Annotated in this window: 18 protein-coding genes; all 18 read left to right on the top strand. The window is 38.0% G+C overall.

The window, feature by feature from the left end:
- Complete coding sequence (locus ACN6MT_RS14120) at positions 1-351, top strand: nucleotide pyrophosphohydrolase (RefSeq protein ID WP_157411691.1); 351 nt, start codon at positions 1-3, stop codon at positions 349-351.
- Positions 352-1,155 carry a 4-hydroxy-tetrahydrodipicolinate reductase gene (gene dapB / locus ACN6MT_RS14125; protein ID WP_063251215.1) on the top strand — a complete coding sequence of 268 codons (804 nt, stop codon included), beginning with the start codon at positions 352-354 and terminating at the stop codon, positions 1,153-1,155.
- A 10-nt stretch (positions 1,156-1,165) separates the two neighbouring features.
- A complete protein-coding gene (mgsA, locus tag ACN6MT_RS14130; RefSeq protein WP_063251214.1) occupies positions 1,166-1,585 on the top strand; it encodes a methylglyoxal synthase in 420 nt (139 codons plus the stop codon).
- Complete coding sequence (gene bshB1 / locus ACN6MT_RS14135) at positions 1,575-2,285, top strand: bacillithiol biosynthesis deacetylase BshB1 (RefSeq protein ID WP_063251213.1); 711 nt, start codon at positions 1,575-1,577, stop codon at positions 2,283-2,285. Before mgsA ends, bshB1 begins: the two co-directional genes overlap by 11 nt.
- A 2-nt stretch (positions 2,286-2,287) precedes the next feature.
- Complete coding sequence (bshA, locus tag ACN6MT_RS14140) at positions 2,288-3,415, top strand: N-acetyl-alpha-D-glucosaminyl L-malate synthase BshA (protein ID WP_419956277.1); 1,128 nt, start codon at positions 2,288-2,290, stop codon at positions 3,413-3,415.
- 11 nt (positions 3,416-3,426) lie between these two features.
- A complete protein-coding gene (locus tag ACN6MT_RS14145; RefSeq protein WP_419956278.1) occupies positions 3,427-4,626 on the top strand; it encodes a CCA tRNA nucleotidyltransferase in 1,200 nt (399 codons plus the stop codon).
- On the top strand, positions 4,611-5,588 hold the full coding sequence (locus ACN6MT_RS14150) for a biotin--[acetyl-CoA-carboxylase] ligase (RefSeq protein WP_174524386.1): 978 nt from the start codon (positions 4,611-4,613) through the stop codon (positions 5,586-5,588). The genes ACN6MT_RS14145 and ACN6MT_RS14150 overlap by 16 nt, the downstream gene beginning before the upstream one ends.
- A gap of 259 nt (positions 5,589-5,847) precedes the next feature.
- Entirely contained in the window at positions 5,848-6,684 is an 837-nt protein-coding gene (gene panB / locus ACN6MT_RS14155; protein ID WP_063251209.1) for a 3-methyl-2-oxobutanoate hydroxymethyltransferase, read from the top strand.
- Complete coding sequence (gene panC / locus ACN6MT_RS14160; RefSeq protein ID WP_419956279.1) at positions 6,681-7,550, top strand: pantoate--beta-alanine ligase; 870 nt, start codon at positions 6,681-6,683, stop codon at positions 7,548-7,550. Before panB ends, panC begins: the two co-directional genes overlap by 4 nt.
- Positions 7,550-7,933 carry an aspartate 1-decarboxylase gene (gene panD, locus ACN6MT_RS14165; RefSeq protein ID WP_063251207.1) on the top strand — a complete coding sequence of 128 codons (384 nt, stop codon included), beginning with the start codon at positions 7,550-7,552 and terminating at the stop codon, positions 7,931-7,933. The genes panC and panD overlap by 1 nt, the downstream gene beginning before the upstream one ends.
- Positions 7,934-8,059: 126 nt before the next feature.
- On the top strand, positions 8,060-10,867 hold the full coding sequence (gene dinG, locus ACN6MT_RS14170; RefSeq protein ID WP_419956280.1) for an ATP-dependent DNA helicase DinG: 2,808 nt from the start codon (positions 8,060-8,062) through the stop codon (positions 10,865-10,867).
- A 47-nt stretch (positions 10,868-10,914) separates the two neighbouring features.
- Complete coding sequence (locus tag ACN6MT_RS14175; RefSeq protein ID WP_419956281.1) at positions 10,915-11,769, top strand: ATP-dependent DNA helicase; 855 nt, start codon at positions 10,915-10,917, stop codon at positions 11,767-11,769.
- Between the two features lie 34 nt (positions 11,770-11,803).
- On the top strand, positions 11,804-11,974 hold the full coding sequence (locus ACN6MT_RS14180) for a YpmA family protein (protein ID WP_082799341.1): 171 nt from the start codon (positions 11,804-11,806) through the stop codon (positions 11,972-11,974).
- Between the two features lie 49 nt (positions 11,975-12,023).
- Positions 12,024-12,497: a DUF5590 domain-containing protein gene (locus ACN6MT_RS14185; protein WP_419956282.1), complete on the top strand. Its 474-nt coding sequence runs from the start codon at positions 12,024-12,026 to the stop codon at positions 12,495-12,497.
- 26 nt (positions 12,498-12,523) lie between these two features.
- Positions 12,524-13,717, top strand: coding sequence for a pyridoxal phosphate-dependent aminotransferase (locus tag ACN6MT_RS14190; protein ID WP_419956283.1), 1,194 nt, complete (start codon positions 12,524-12,526; stop codon positions 13,715-13,717).
- A gap of 126 nt (positions 13,718-13,843) precedes the next feature.
- Complete coding sequence (locus ACN6MT_RS14195) at positions 13,844-14,548, top strand: DnaD domain protein (RefSeq protein ID WP_419956284.1); 705 nt, start codon at positions 13,844-13,846, stop codon at positions 14,546-14,548.
- Positions 14,549-14,625: 77 nt separating this feature from the next.
- Positions 14,626-15,288, top strand: coding sequence for an endonuclease III (gene nth / locus ACN6MT_RS14200; protein ID WP_419956285.1), 663 nt, complete (start codon positions 14,626-14,628; stop codon positions 15,286-15,288).
- Positions 15,281-15,685, top strand: a complete 405-nt coding sequence (locus tag ACN6MT_RS14205) for a YpoC family protein (protein WP_419956286.1) — start codon at positions 15,281-15,283, stop codon at positions 15,683-15,685. The genes nth and ACN6MT_RS14205 overlap by 8 nt, the downstream gene beginning before the upstream one ends.
- The last annotated feature ends 6 nt before the right edge of the window (positions 15,686-15,691 follow it).

Raw genomic sequence — 15,691 nt, forward strand, 5'->3', positions numbered from 1 at the left:
GTGCCCAAAGGGAAGTCTATCAAAGATTTACAGACGGAAGTAGATACATACATAAGTCAATTTAAAGAAGGTTATTTTAGTCCATTGGCAATGGTGGCACGTCTAACAGAAGAGCTAGGAGAACTTGCTAGAGAGGTCAATCATTATTACGGTGAGAAGCCAAAGAAATCCAGTGAAACCGAAAAGGCTATTGAGGAGGAACTTGGAGACCTTCTTTTTGTTATTATTTGCCTGGCCAATTCATTAAATATTGACTTGGAAGAGGCGCATAATTATGTCATGAATAAATTTAATACGAGAGATAAGGATCGTTGGACGAGGATAGAAAATATCAGTGAGGAGAGTAAATGAATGAATAGCGTAAAAATTATAATTGCGGGACCTCGTGGCAGGATGGGGAGTGAGGCAGTAAAAATGGTAACAAATACTGAACATTTTGAACTAGTGGCAGTAGTTGACCATAAATATGACGACCACATGTTAAGTGACCTGGACGGTTTCCAGTCTATTAAAAATGTTCCCATTTACTCAACCATTGAAAAGGGTCTTCAAAGTGCTCAGTGTGATGTATTAATTGACCTTACTACACCTGAAGTTGGTATGCATCATGCGAGAACAGCTCTGCAGTATAACGTGAGGCCAGTTGTAGGAACCACTGGGTTTACAAAAGCAGACTTAGAGGAGTTGGAGCGTATTTGTAAGGACAAGAAGTTAGGGTGTATAATAGCCCCAAACTTTGCACTTGGTGCTGTATTAATGATGAAGTTTTCGCAAATGGCTGCAAAATATTTTAATGATATTGAAATCATCGAACTTCATCATGATCAAAAATTGGATGCTCCATCCGGAACTGCGGTTAAAACTGCTGAAATGATGGCAGCTGTGAGAGAATTTAAAGAACAGGGGCATCCTGATGAGAAAGAAACAATCAGTGGCGCTAGGGGTGCAGAGTTTAATGGAATGCATATCCATTCTGTGAGACTCCCTGGGTTAGTTGCTCATCAACAAGTTTTATTTGGTTCAGATGGGCAAACACTATCGATTCGTCATGATTCCTACAATCGCGCATCCTTCATGTCCGGTGTGAAAATAGCAGTTGAGACCGTAATGAAGCAAGATGTTTTTGTTTATGGACTTGAAAATATTCTAGAATAGGAGTACTACCATGAATATAGCCTTAATCGCACACGATAATAAAAAAAATGATCTTGTACAATTTGCAACAGCCTATCAAACAATCTTTTCAAAGCACACGCTTTTTGCAACTGGGACTACTGGATTGAGAATTCAAGAAGCAACAGGATTACCTATTACAAGATTTCAGTCTGGTCCACTTGGGGGAGATCAGGAAATAGGTGCAATGATCGCACAAAATAAAATGGATGCCATTTTCTTTTTTCGTGACCCGCTAACTGCGCAGCCACATGAACCTGATGTAACTGCACTTGTTCGTTTATGTGACGTCTATTCAATTCCTCTTGCAACAAACATGGGGACTGCTGAACTCCTGATAAGAGGTTTAGATGAAGGGTTTCTAGAGTGGAGGAATATACTTCATAAAAACGGTGAAAGTGATGAACGTTAATCCCTTACATATACTAGCATTTGGAGCCCATGCCGATGACGTGGAAATCGGCATGGGAGGAAGCATTGCAAAACTTTCAGCGAGTGGAAAAAGGATAGGAATTTGTGATTTAACTGATGCAGATTTATCTTCAAACGGGACCATCGTATTAAGAAAGCAGGAAGCAAAGAAAGCGGCTGAAATATTGGGTGTGACTGAGAGATTGTCTTTGGGGTTGCCAGACAGAGGGCTCCTTCTTAAGGAAGAATTTATTAGAGAGATTGCTTCGGTCATTAGACGATTCCAGCCACAAGTTGTCTTTGCCCCCTATTTTGAAGACCGTCATCCTGACCATGGGAACTGCGCCCGCCTTGTAGAAGAGGCGGTCTTTTCTGCTGGAATAAGAAAATACCAAACGAAAAATGAAGAAGCACCTCATAAAGTTTCGAGGCTATATTTCTATATGATAAATGGATTTCATAAACCAGATTTCACCATTGATATTTCAGAGACAATAGAGCATAAAATAGCTGCTTTAAGGGCCTATAAAAGCCAATTTGAACAAACAGATAGTAGTGTTGAAACACCGCTTGTAAATGGGTATATAGAAACCGTTGAAGCAAGAGAAAGATTATTCGGTCAACAAGTTGGAGTTAAATTTGCAGAAGGTTTTAAATCAAATGTGCCAATCCTCCTGAATCGTGACTTGATTGGAGATTAAAAATGAGGAAATTAAAAATTGGAATTACCTGTTATCCCACGGTTGGCGGCTCTGGAGTCGTAGCCACGGAATTAGGAAAAATGCTTGCTGAAAAGGGACATGAAATTCATTTTATTTCATCGAGCATACCTTTTAGACTTAATCGAATGTATCATAATATTTTTTATCATCAAGTTGAAGTAAATCAATACTCTGTATTTCAATATCCACCATATGACATTGCTTTAGCTAGTAAAATGGCAGAGGTTGCAAACAGAGAGAATTTAGACATTCTTCATGTTCATTATGCAATTCCGCATGCAGTTTGTGCAATATTGGCAAAACAAATGTCGAAGGTGGATGTTAAGATAGTCACCACCCTTCACGGGACAGATATAACGGTATTAGGTTACGATCCATCGCTAACTGAAGCCATTAAGTTTGGCATAGAGAAATCGGATGTTGTCACAGCTGTTTCAAGGTCTTTAATCAATCAGACACATGAACTTATTCAGCCAGACAAACAAATCGAAACGGTTTATAATTTTATTGACGAGAGAATTTATCAAAAGAGAGAAGCAAATCATTTAAAAAAAGAATTTGGGATTCAAGATAACGAAAAGGTTGTCATCCATGTTTCGAATTTCCGGCCAGTTAAACGAGTTCAGGACGTAGTAAAGACATTTGCCAGAATATCAGCAGCGTTGCCGGCTAGATTACTTCTAGTAGGGGACGGTCCTGAAATGACTCCTGTGTGCAGGTTAGTCAAAAAATTAGGATTAACGGATAAAGTTCACCTGCTTGGGAAACAGGAAAACCTTGATGAGTTGTATTCAATCAGTGACTTAAAGCTTTTATTATCAGAAAAGGAAAGCTTTGGTCTGGTGGCGCTCGAAGCAATGGCATGCGGGGTGCCGTGTATTGGTACGAATGTTGGTGGAATGCCTGAAGTCATTCAGCATGGAGAAACAGGATACATATGTGAATTAGGGGATATTGAAGATATTTCTACAAAGGCAATCAGGGTATTAAGTGACGAACAATTACATCAGCAATTTGCTGCTAACGGAATTGCTGTGGTTAACACAAAATTTAGAGCACAAGAAATTGTCGGACAATATGAGCAATTATATTTTAAGCTCTTAAATTAAGGGTGATTTGAATGAGAGAGCCATTTTTAGCGGCAGTACCAGTTTTAGAAAAGCTGGAATCTGCCGGGTTTGAAGCTTATTTTGTCGGAGGTTCTGTCAGAGACTTCCTTTTAAATAAGGAAATAAACGATGTGGATATTGCAACCTCAGCAACCCCTAGTGAAGTTAAGCAAATATTCCCAAAAACTGTTGATGTAGGAATTGAACATGGAACTGTTTTAGTCCTTTTTGAAAATCAGTCATATGAAATAACTACGTTTCGTAGTGAAGCAGAATATGAAGATTTTCGCAGACCGAAAGAAGTTTCATTTATTAGAAATCTGAGGGAAGATTTGCAGCGTAGAGACTTCACGATGAATGCGATTGCTATGGATAAGAATGGAAACCTTATTGATCCTTTTAATGGGAAAATTTCGATTTTGAACCAAGTCATACAAACAGTTGGAAAAGCAGTTGATCGATTTCAAGAGGATGCTTTAAGAATGATGCGTGCAGTGCGTTTTGTTAGTCAGTTATCATTCAAAATTGAAAAGGAAACGTTAAATGCATTGATTGACTCGGTACATTTACTTGAAAATATTGCGGTTGAACGAAAACAAGCTGAGTTTGAAAAATTACTTTGTGGTGATGATCGAAAGCAAGCATTAGAACTAATTCTTCAAACGAATATTTATTCCCACCTACCAGGTTTATCGGGTGGAGAAGACGGCATTAAATTAATGGTTGGGTACAAGCTTGAAAAATTAAACAAACGTGAAATGTGGGCATTGCTTGTTTACTGTCTGAATATCGAGAAGAAGGACATCGAGCATTTTCTCAGGGGCTGGCGAATCCCTTTGAAGGAAATCAGGGAGATTCAGCTTATACTTCAGTACCTGTATCAGAGAATCGAAACTAGCTGGTCCTTGTATGATTTATATACTGCTGGTAAAGAAGTTTTTGTTTCGTCTGAAATTCTATACCTTGTCATAAAAGGGATTGAGAATCAAAATACCATTCAGCATTATTTACAATTGTTTGAAAAACTTCCGATTAAAGATCGGTCAGAGATGGATGTCACAGGAAATGACCTAATGAATTGGTTTAACAAAACCGGCGGACCATGGGTGAAAGAAGTATTGTTAAGGGTTGAGCATGCTATTATAGCAGGTAAAATAGCAAATAATAAAAAAATCATAAAGGAGTGGCTGATGGAGTGCAATCACAACTAAGGAAAGATTTGCTTGATGCCTTCACAAATGCTGGGGAAGCCTACCTATCGGGGCAGCGGATTGCAGAATTGATTGGCTGCTCCCGGACAGCTGTCTGGAAGCATATTGAGGAACTCCGTAAAGAAGGATTTGAATTGGAAGCTGTACGGCGTAAGGGATATCGGATTGTGAAAACACCCGAAAAAATCACAGCAGATGAACTTCGGCTTGGACTAAAAACAAATTTTATGGGTAAGAACGTTCACTATGAAGAAACCGTGGAATCAACTCAAAAAATTGCACAGCGGTTAGCTTTTGAAAATGCACCAGAAGGAACAGTTATTATTGCAGAAGAGCAGGTAGCTGGTCGTGGGAGAATGGATCGAAAATGGCACTCACCTAAGTATACAGGCATTTGGATGAGTATTATCCTAAGACCAAACATTCCGCTGCCAAAGGCGCCACAATTAACGCTATTAACAGCGGTGGCGATTGTTCAGGCGATCGAGGATCTTACAGGTCTGCTGCCGGAAATTAAATGGCCTAATGACATCCTCATTAGAGGGAAAAAGGTAACGGGAATATTAACGGAACTTGAAGCAGAAGCGGATCGTATCAATTCAATCATCATTGGAATCGGCATGAATGTTAACCAAACAAAAGAAGACTTTCCTAGTGAGTTGAAAGAGATTGCCACATCACTTTCTCTTGAAAAAGGGGAAAAAGTATCCCGTTCGGACTTAATCAAGGCGATTTTTCTGAATCTCGAAAAATTGTATCTCCTTTATCTTGAAGAAGGTTTCTTTCCTATCAAGCTTCTTTGGGAAGGGTATGCCATTAGTATTGGCAGGAAAATTACTGCCCGCACACTCTCTAATTCCATAATCGGTACCGCACAAGGAATTACAGATGATGGAGTTTTAATATTGGTTGATGAACATGGAAAAACACACCATATTTACTCAGCGGATATTGAGTTATAAAGATAGCGGTTATTGATGAAAAGAATTTCTTGCGGTTTTCTGAATTTTTTCTTATAATTCAAATAATGGGCGGTATCGCTTTCGAGCTGCACCTGAAACTGCTTTTTACAATTAAAAAAGGTTTCTGCCTAGATCCGTATAACGGACCGGGACAGAGGGATAAAACATGTAAAAGAGTACCAAGATCCTCTGCCTTCAGTTGGATCTTTTTATTTGCTCTTTTTTAACCCCTCTTCCTACTAAAAAGGAGGGAATGTTGATGAAGCAAAGTACAGATTTCTTGAAAATGAAAGAAAACAAGGAAAAAATCGTCATGCTCACTGCTTATGATTACCCATCTGCTAAGCAGGCAGAGCAAGCAGGAGTGGATTTAATTTTAGTTGGAGACTCTCTTGGTATGGTGGTACTTGGATATGATTCCACAGTGCCAGTGACGCTGGAAGACATGATTCATCACACAAAAGCGGTTAAACGAGGAGCTAAAGATACGTTTATTGTCGTTGATATGCCGTTCTTAACCTATCATTTATCAGTAAGGGATACGTTACAGAACGCCGGCAGATTAATTCAAGAGTCGGGGGCTCACGCTGTCAAGCTAGAAGGAGCAGATGATGTAATAGAACAGATTTCAGCGCTTACTAATGCTGGAATTCCGGTTTGTGGTCATCTTGGATTAACTCCGCAATCCGTGGGCGTATTAGGCGGTTATAAAGTTCAAGGAAAAGACGCGAAAGGTGCAATGAAATTACTGCAAGACGCAAAAAAATGTGAGGAAGCCGGGGCATTCGCTATTGTGCTAGAATGTGTACCTAAGCAGCTTGCAGAGGAAGTTGCAAAGAATGTAACCATTCCAATAATTGGTATCGGAGCAGGGGGAGAGGTAGACGGACAGGTACTCGTCTATCACGATATTTTAGGTTATGGTGTAGAGAGGGTGCCTAAGTTTGTAAAGCAATATTACTCCCTTAATCCGTTTATTCTTGAATCCATTCAATCCTATGTGAAAGAAGTAAAGTCGGAACAGTTTCCTGAAGATAAACACTCCTTTACGATGAAAGAAAGAGAGCTTAGTGGACTTTACGGAGGGTTAAAATGAGAGTCATTACCACAATACAAGATATGCAAACAGAAATTTTAAAACTGAAATCCCAATCTAAATCAATCGGATTTGTGCCAACTATGGGATTTTTACATGAGGGTCATTTAACTCTATTAAAAAGAGCGAGAGAAGATAATGAGATTGTTGTTTTAAGTATTTTTGTAAATCCGCTGCAATTTGGTCCGACAGAAGATTTTTCAACTTACCCTAGAGATTTTGAGAGAGATCAATCATTAGCTGAGTGTGAAGGGGTAGACTACCTTTTTTATCCTTCAGCAAAAGAAATGTATCCGCATTCTTCTTCCGTTAGCGTAATTGTACAGGAACGTACCGATGTTTTATGCGGGAAGTCTAGACCGGGCCATTTTAATGGTGTAGCAACTGTTTTAACGAAGCTATTTAATATTGTGCTGCCAACAAGGGCTTATTTTGGCAAGAAGGATGCGCAGCAAGTTGCTGTTGTAGAGGGGTTGATCACGGATTTTAATTTTCCGATTGAATTAATTCCTGTAGATATTGTCCGTGAAGAAGATGGTCTTGCGAAAAGCTCTCGAAATGTTAATTTATTGCCTGATGAGAGGCGTCAAGCTGTAGTTCTTTTCAAAAGCCTAACCACCGCTAAGGAGACTATAGAGGGAGGGGAACGGAACCCTCGAGCTATTAAGAATGTAATCTCAAACTTGATAGGTTCAGAATCTAATGGAGAAATTGATTATGTAGAGATTTATTCTTATCCTCAGTTAAAAGCACTAGATTATCTAGAGGGAACCTGTATTTTAGCGATAGCCGTTAAATTTTCAAAGGTTAGATTAATAGATAACATCATCCTAGAGGTCAGCCATGAATTTGGAGGAGTAAAATAATGTTTCGGCATATGATGAATGGAAAAATCCACCGTGCTACGGTGACGGAAGCTAATCTAAATTATGTTGGCAGTATTACAATAGATCAAGATTTACTTGATGCGGTTGGTATGGTCGCAAATGAAAAGGTGCAAATTGTTAATAACAATAATGGGGCAAGACTTGAAACGTATATCATCCCAGGTGAAAGAGGAAGCGGTGTTATTTGTTTAAATGGGGCTGCTGCAAGGCTTGTACAAAAAGGTGATATTGTTATTATTATCTCATATTGCCTGGTAGCTGAAGAAAAAGTTCCAAGCCATAAACCTAAAGTAGCGATTATGGATGAACATAACCGAATAAAAGAACTAATTTATGCTGAACCAGCATTAACGATTATGTAATAAAATCCCCAGTCTGGGGATTTTTTCTTTTTTTATGATAATTTTATATACTATAACGTAAGGTTTTCTTTTTCTTTTTGCTTTTTTGTGATACCGTTTTAATGAAGGTTTGAGGTGTTAGATAGAATGAAAAATAAATTTGTTGTAGTCGACTTGGAAACTACAGGAAATAACCCTAAAAAAGGGGATAAGATAATCCAATTTGCCGCTGTGGTCATTGAAGATGGGAAAATCACGGAAAGCTTCTCATCTCTAATCAATCCCCAGAGGTCAATCCCAGCTTTTATTGAGGAATTAACCGGCTTAGAGGATAAGATGGTAAAAGATGCTCCATTATTTGAAGAAATAGCCCCGAAGGTTAACTCGTTATTAGAAGGTGCTTATTTCGTTGCGCATAATGTTTTATTTGACTTGTCTTTTTTGCAGGAAGAGTTAATTCAAGCTGGATTTGATGGCTTTTATGGATCAGTCTTAGATACCGTTGAAATGGCAAGAATTATATTTCCTACTGCCGATGGCTATAAGTTATCAGACTTAGCAGTTAGAGAGGATCTGCAACATGATCGCCCTCACCAGGCTGATAGTGATGCTCAAGTCACGGCTGAGCTATTTCTTATACTTGTAAATCATTTATTTCAATTACCGGAAATCACGCTCCGACAGCTTTCGCAGCTTGCAGGGGGCTTAAAAAGTGATTTACAACAACTGATAGAAGAAATTATTTTAGAATTAGACCTAACAAGCGTCAGCTGGTACGAATCGATTGAAATATGTAACAATACACTTGCCTTGAAAAAAACACAGAGCAGTACAACTTCCACTCGGATGCAATATGAGGAGAAGTACCAGTTTCCAACCGGCGAAGACGAAAAAGTGGATATGGTTAAACGTGCTTTTACCAACTTTGAAAAGAGAATAGGACAATTTCAAATGATGGATGGGGTTTACCATGCTTTTGAATCTAGGAAGCATACTCTCATTGAAGCAGGAACTGGTGTTGGAAAATCTCTTGGATACCTGTTTCCAGTTGCTTATTTTGCAAAACAAAATAAGCAGCCAATTGTAGTGAGTACACATACCATTCAACTACAAGAACAAATTATTCATAATGAAATTCCTTTACTAACAAAGATCCTTCCTTTTGAAATAAAGTGTGTTTTGTTAAAAGGGAGAAATCATTACATTAGCTTAGAGAAATTCGCTCTTTCTTTGTTGGAGGAAAATGACAATTACGATACCACGTTAACTAAAATGCAAATACTTGTCTGGCTGACGGAAACGGATACGGGAGATCGAGATGAGCTAAACCTCTCAAGCGGAGGCAATATTTTTTGGAATAAAATTAAAAATGATCAAACAATCTTCCCAATGAATAAACTTTGGCAGGAAAAAGATTTCTATTTACGTGCCAAAAGCGAAGCGAAGAATGCAGACATCATCATCACTAATCATTCACTGCTATTAAGTAATCTATCAGCTGAAACATCCCTATTGCCAGAATTTGAATATGCTGTCATTGACGAAGGACATCATTTTGAGAAGGTAGCAAGTCAATATTTTGGCCGCTCATTAGACTACTTAACTACTCGTTTGCTTGTAAGCCAATTTGGTCAATATGAGCAGCGCCTGCTGTTTTATGAGCTAGAAATGATACTTGATTCTCTAAAAATTGCTAGGGATGAGGTACCTCTTGGGAAAGTAAATCAACTGGCAGCCGATCTTTCTTATGAAATGGACGAGTTTTTTAAACTGACTGCCCTGTATGCAAAATCAAATTCTGGAGAAAGAAGAGGCTTAAATCGAGCGAAGGTGCGTTTTTCACATAACAATGGAGGCAAGGAAAAAAATGCCTTAGTCCATAGTGCCGAGCGGTTTGCATTCTTATTGAAAGACCTGGAAACTGCGATAACACAGCGTCTAGGACTGGTAAAAAAATATAAGGAATCACTAAAAAGTAAACAAAAAGGAAAATTAGAGGAAATCATATCCTTTAGAAATGAACTAGAAGAGCTGAGAGTGACAGTTCAAGATTGCTTTATTAAAAAATCAAATGATGTTAAGTGGATAGAAATAGATTTCCGTTCTCAACAGAATGTAACCACCTTCTATGCCCAGCCAGCTTTTGTATCGGCTTCGCTGAAGGAGAGGTTTTTTAATAGTAAAAAGGGAGTTGTCTTAACTTCAGCAACCCTGACTGTCAATCATTCATTCGATTACGTTCTAAAAGAAATTGGGCTAGTCAAAGAGGATACTTTAACCAAGGTTATCCCATCTCCTTTTGATTATAAAAATCAGGTTCAGCTTTTAATTCCTGAGGATTTACCAGAGGTAAATGCAGTGAGTCTAGAAGATTATGTCATTGCCATAACTGAACACATTATCACAATTGCTGAGGCAACTAATGGAAGAATGTTGATTCTCTTTACCGCTCACGACATGTTAAAGAAAACTTATGAGCTTATTAAAGAAAGTGGATTCCTCAATGACTTTGCGATGATTGCTCAAGGAATTACGAGCGGCAGCCGAACCAGACTCACAAGAAATTTCCAAAGGTATGATAAAGCCATTCTGCTAGGGACAAGCAGCTTCTGGGAAGGGGTAGATATTCCAGGAGAGGATTTATCCTGTCTTGTGATTGTCAGATTGCCATTTAGTCCTCCTGACGAACCACTGACAGAAGCTAAATGTCAAGTCATCAAACAGCAGGGTGGAAATGCTTTTACGGAGTATTCATTGCCAGAAGCAATTCTCCGATTTAAGCAGGGCTTTGGACGTTTGATCCGAACTGAAAAAGATCGGGGGATTATGATGGTTTTTGATAAAAGGATTACTACTACAAAATACGGTAAGGCTTTTCTTAAATCAATTCCTGATGTACCGATGAAAAAGGGAGATATCGACGAGTTAGTTCAAATAATTTACAAATGGTTATAATGAAATTTGGAAAATTTACACATCCTAATGATATGGGAGGTATGTGTATGAAAATGTTATTAATTGTGGCAGCAATCTTCTTTCAGTTAACTTCGATTGGCAGTGCCTCTACTTTTGAATATAGTAATGTGGAAAGCATCGATTTAAATTTAAAGGACCATGAGATTGCTGTTACGTTTTTAGGATTAGGTGATGGTGAAGCCACTCTTATTCAAGGCTCAAATGGAGAAAATATCTTGGTTAATACGGGTGGAGAAGCAACAAGCGAAAACCTAAGTGAATTACTCAAAACATACCGTGTAAAAGAAGTTTCAACATTAATTATTACCAGCCGTCAGAATTTATTTGTTGACCAACTTACTCAAATGATACCAAAATATAAAGTAAAGAAATTGATTTCAACACCTGAGATAACAAACGAAATAAAAAATATGACTTCGCCCTTTTCCGAAGTGGAAGTGATTCCATGGAACGAGAGTATAACCCAAGAATTGTTCCCTGATTTATCTGCAGAGGTACTATTTACAGGAAAAGGTGAAAATGAAGGAATCGATTTTACCCTAAAGTTTTTTAAGCATCGCATTTTTTTTATGACTTCCTCTAGTGACCAAGTAGAAGAAAATTTATTACATAAACCATTAGAAGACGTTACGATTTTTAAAGTACCTAACTGGGCTATGGAAGATTCGTTATCTGAGAGATTAATTCAATATGTTAATCCGCAAATAGCGATTTTGTTTGAGTCAGAGCAGCACCAACCTGACCCTGATATTATCTATAATTTGCAGGATGCATGGTCAGAAGTCTTTTTTACCAAAAAGCATGGTACGATAACGATAAAATTTACCGAAAATAACTACGAAGTATTTACCTTTCCTGTAGAAAAGGGAGACTATAGCTGATATTATTGCTTTAGAGAGATAAAGGAGGAATACTATGGAATCAAAAATAGAAGTCCTCTCGACTGTAAAGCTTTCGCATAGTCCGGACTTATACAAAATTGTTGATGCCCTTAATCGAACCTTAAAACAGCAGGACCTAATGTTCGGCTTGGCACTCGACAAGGAAGATCAAAGTAAAGCCATTTTTACGATTTATCGTACATAAAGATGTAAAGCGAAGGCGACCGCCTCGAAGCTGGAAGAAGTGGAGTACAATGAAAAAAATAATCTTAGGTATAGTTTTATTTATTGCAGTTTGTGTAGGGGTATTTATTAAAGTGTATGCAAGTGCCCAGGAGCCGTTAAATGCAGCAGAAGAAAAAGCCGTTTCCTTGGCAAAGGAAAAAGTCGAGATTAGTGAAGTAGATGATTTCCATATCTATCACGGAACAGAAACGGTAAGTGTTCTAGAGGGAAAAAATAAAAAGGGTGAAGATATCATCGTATGGATTCCTGAGAAGAGCAAGAAAGTCATTTGGGATAAACGGAAAAACGGAATCTCAAAAGAAGATGCAGTACAAAGACTTTTGGATGAGAAGAGTCCAAAAAAGATTATCTCCGTTAAATTAGGAATGGAAAATAGTATCCCATTATGGGAAATATATTACCGTTCTGAAAATAATTTAATAAATTATTATTATGTTCACTTTAAAACAGGTGAATGGTTAAAAAAAATTGAAAATTTATAGCTTTATTGGAGCAGGAGGAGAAGGAAATGGCAGTAAAATTAGCAAACAGAGTACTGGCGCTTACACCGTCAACAACATTAGCAATTACAGCAAAGGCGAAAGAACTAAAGGAACAAGGAGTGGATGTGATTGGTTTAGGAGCTGGTGAGCCAGACTATAACACTCCACAGCATATTTTAGACGCGGCAGTTCGTTCCATGAATGAAGGGCATACGAAGTATACTCCTTCCGCAGGATTACCTGCTTTAAAGAAAGCCATTATAGAAAAATTTGAAAGAGACCAAGGTCTTTCCTATAAATTAAATGAAATTATTGTAGGAAATGGTGCGAAGCATGTGTTGTATACGCTCTTTCAGGTACTCTTAAATGAAGGTGATGAGGTTATTATCCCTACACCTTATTGGGTAAGCTACCCTGAGCAAGTTAAATTAGCAGGCGGCGTTCCTGTATATGTAGATGGATTAGAATCACAGCAGTTTAAAATTACGCCTGAACAATTAAATTCGGTCATTTCCGAAAGAACGAGAGCAGTTATTATCAACTCGCCTAGTAACCCTACTGGTGTAATTTATACAGCAGAGGAACTGCGGGAATTAGGTAAATTATGTCTTGAAAAAAACATATTAATCGTTTCGGATGAGATTTATGAAAAGCTTATATATGGTGAACATAAGCATGTATCAATTGCGCAGCTATCACCGGAATTAAAGGAGCAGACCATTGTTATTAATGGAGTTTCAAAATCACACTCTATGACAGGCTGGCGTATCGGCTATGCGGCAGGGAATAAGGAGATTATTGAAGCAATGACAAATCTTGCGAGTCACAGTACATCTAATCCGACGACAACTGCACAGTATGCCTCTATCGCTGCTTATAATGGTCCACAAGAGCCCGTAGAAGAAATGCGGCAGGCATTCGAACATCGGTTAGAAGTAATATATAATCAATTAGTTTCGATACCTGGTTTCACCTGTGTAAAGCCACAAGGAGCTTTTTACTTATATCCAAATGTAAAGGAAGCAGCTAACATAACAGGATATTCTGATGTTGATGCTTTTGTAGAAGCGCTATTAGTAGAGGCAAAGGTAGCGGTTATTCCAGGCTCTGGGTTCGGTACTCCAGATAATATCCGACTATCCTATGCAACTTCTCTAGATTTACTAGAAAAAGCTGTTGCAAGAATGAGAGATTTCGTTGAATCGAAACGTCAAGATTAAAAATATTGGATGACCCAAAAAAGTCTGCATCTGCAGGCTTTTTACTTTTTAGATAAAATCTGGATAAGCCCATCCTCTTACTCAGGCAGGTTGTTCATGTTATACTAATCAAGAGGTGTCGTAAAGATGAAAACAAATATATTATCATGGCTTCAGGAAGGTAATATAACGGTTCCTGCTGTATTATTTTCTGAGTACCGCAATATGAATCTTAATGAATATGAACTTGTTCTTTTATTAAATATCATTACCTTTATAGAAAAGGGAAATGACTTCCCAACCCCAGAAGAGCTTTCCTCACGAATGACGATTACCGTTTCGGAATGTAACGATATTCTGCGAAGATTAATCCAAAAAGGGTTTATTGAAATCATAGATGAATATTCATCAGAAGGAATTAGGTTTGAGAAATACTCCGTTCAACCATTATGGGAGAGACTTGTAGAACAATTTTTAATGAAAAATAAACAGTCACAGGAAGTTACTAAAAAGGCAGACGAAAGTGATCTTTATACGTGTTTTGAGAAGGAATTTGGACGGCCTCTATCCCCGTTTGAATGTGAATCATTGGCCATGTGGATGGATGATGACCACCATGATCCCATTATTATCAAGGCAGCCTTGCGAGAGTCAGTCATGTCAGGAAAGTTAAATTTCCGGTATATTGACAGGATTCTTTTTGAATGGAAAAAGAATGGCATTAAGACTATTGAACAAGCTAAAAATCATGGAAGAAAGTTTCGCCAAAAGCAAACTCCTAATAGACCTGCTCAAGATACTCAAGCGTCTTCAACTCATTCTGTGCCTTTTTACAATTGGCTCGAGCAATAAACATATTGAACGAGAGGGAAATTCCTCTCGTTTGTTTCCATTTTTATAAAATTATTACTCATGGCAGGTGACTCTCTTTGTTAAACAATACACAGATACGTTTTTGTCTAGATAAAATGGACGAAATGTTTCCTGATGCACATTGCGAACTTATACATTCAAATCCATTTGAGCTTGTGATAGCAGTGGCATTGTCTGCACAATGTACGGATGTACTCGTCAACAAAGTTACAAAAGAATTATTTAAAAAATACAAAACTCCAGAGGATTATTTAAGTGTGTCTCTAGAAGAATTGCAAAATGATATTCGCTCTATAGGACTCTATAGAAACAAAGCAAAGAATATCCAAAGTTTGTGCCGATTACTTTTGGATGAATACAATGGAGAAGTACCGCGTGATCGTGATGAATTAACGAAACTTCCTGGTGTTGGAAGGAAAACAGCGAATGTTGTGGTATCAGTGGCTTTTAATATACCAGCCATTGCCGTGGATACGCATGTAGAAAGAGTAAGTAAACGCCTAGGAATATGCCGCTGGAAGGATTCCGTTTTAGAAGTGGAAAAAACGTTAATGAAGAAAGTCCCTAAGGACGAATGGTCTGTTACTCATCATAGATTAATTTTCTTTGGCCGATATCATTGTAAAGCGCAAAACCCACAATGCCCTGTTTGTCCTTTATTAGAGCTGTGCAGGGAAGGTAAAAAGAGAATGAAGGCGAGGGAAGTAGTGAATGGATAATAAACTAATCATCCCTTATCTAGAGGAGCTAGATTTAGAAGCTTCGGATGAGAATATTTCCCTCTTATTAGCGAATTGGGGTGAGGTAAGAGCTGAACTTGAAAAGCTTTATCGTAATCGCGATCAAAAATCCACACTTCAATTAATGAAGAAAGGGATCGGTTATTTTCTTCAATTTCTTAATTGGTCAAATGATAGACAAGTTCATTCAAAAGAGCCTATTCCATTTAAGCTGTTAGAAATAAAACCGGTTAATCTTGAAGAAAGATTAACTTATATACTTTCGCGGCCCAACTTATTTCATTCTTACCGCCAACTTTCTGAGTTATTCACGGAGCAAGAAAAACTGTTTGCTAAGAAAAATATCGTAAAAAAGCGTCTAGACCAAAAGGGCTAGACGCTT

The sequence above is a fragment of the Neobacillus niacini genome, from assembly GCF_048572935.1.
Taxonomy (GTDB): domain Bacteria; phylum Bacillota; class Bacilli; order Bacillales; family Cytobacillaceae; genus Neobacillus; species Neobacillus niacini.

Coding starts and splice junctions, on each gene's coding strand:
- dapB (WP_063251215.1), top strand. CDS start 352: ATGAATAGCGTAAAAATTATAATTGCGGGACCTCGTGGCAGGATGGGG.
- mgsA (WP_063251214.1), top strand. CDS start 1,166: ATGAATATAGCCTTAATCGCACACGATAATAAAAAAAATGATCTTGTA.
- bshB1 (WP_063251213.1), top strand. CDS start 1,575: ATGAACGTTAATCCCTTACATATACTAGCATTTGGAGCCCATGCCGAT.
- bshA (WP_419956277.1), top strand. CDS start 2,288: ATGAGGAAATTAAAAATTGGAATTACCTGTTATCCCACGGTTGGCGGC.
- ACN6MT_RS14145 (WP_419956278.1), top strand. CDS start 3,427: ATGAGAGAGCCATTTTTAGCGGCAGTACCAGTTTTAGAAAAGCTGGAA.
- panB (WP_063251209.1), top strand. CDS start 5,848: ATGAAGCAAAGTACAGATTTCTTGAAAATGAAAGAAAACAAGGAAAAA.
- panC (WP_419956279.1), top strand. CDS start 6,681: ATGAGAGTCATTACCACAATACAAGATATGCAAACAGAAATTTTAAAA.
- panD (WP_063251207.1), top strand. CDS start 7,550: ATGTTTCGGCATATGATGAATGGAAAAATCCACCGTGCTACGGTGACG.
- dinG (WP_419956280.1), top strand. CDS start 8,060: ATGAAAAATAAATTTGTTGTAGTCGACTTGGAAACTACAGGAAATAAC.
- ACN6MT_RS14175 (WP_419956281.1), top strand. CDS start 10,915: ATGAAAATGTTATTAATTGTGGCAGCAATCTTCTTTCAGTTAACTTCG.
- ACN6MT_RS14180 (WP_082799341.1), top strand. CDS start 11,804: ATGGAATCAAAAATAGAAGTCCTCTCGACTGTAAAGCTTTCGCATAGT.
- ACN6MT_RS14185 (WP_419956282.1), top strand. CDS start 12,024: ATGAAAAAAATAATCTTAGGTATAGTTTTATTTATTGCAGTTTGTGTA.
- ACN6MT_RS14190 (WP_419956283.1), top strand. CDS start 12,524: ATGGCAGTAAAATTAGCAAACAGAGTACTGGCGCTTACACCGTCAACA.
- ACN6MT_RS14195 (WP_419956284.1), top strand. CDS start 13,844: ATGAAAACAAATATATTATCATGGCTTCAGGAAGGTAATATAACGGTT.
- ACN6MT_RS14205 (WP_419956286.1), top strand. CDS start 15,281: ATGGATAATAAACTAATCATCCCTTATCTAGAGGAGCTAGATTTAGAA.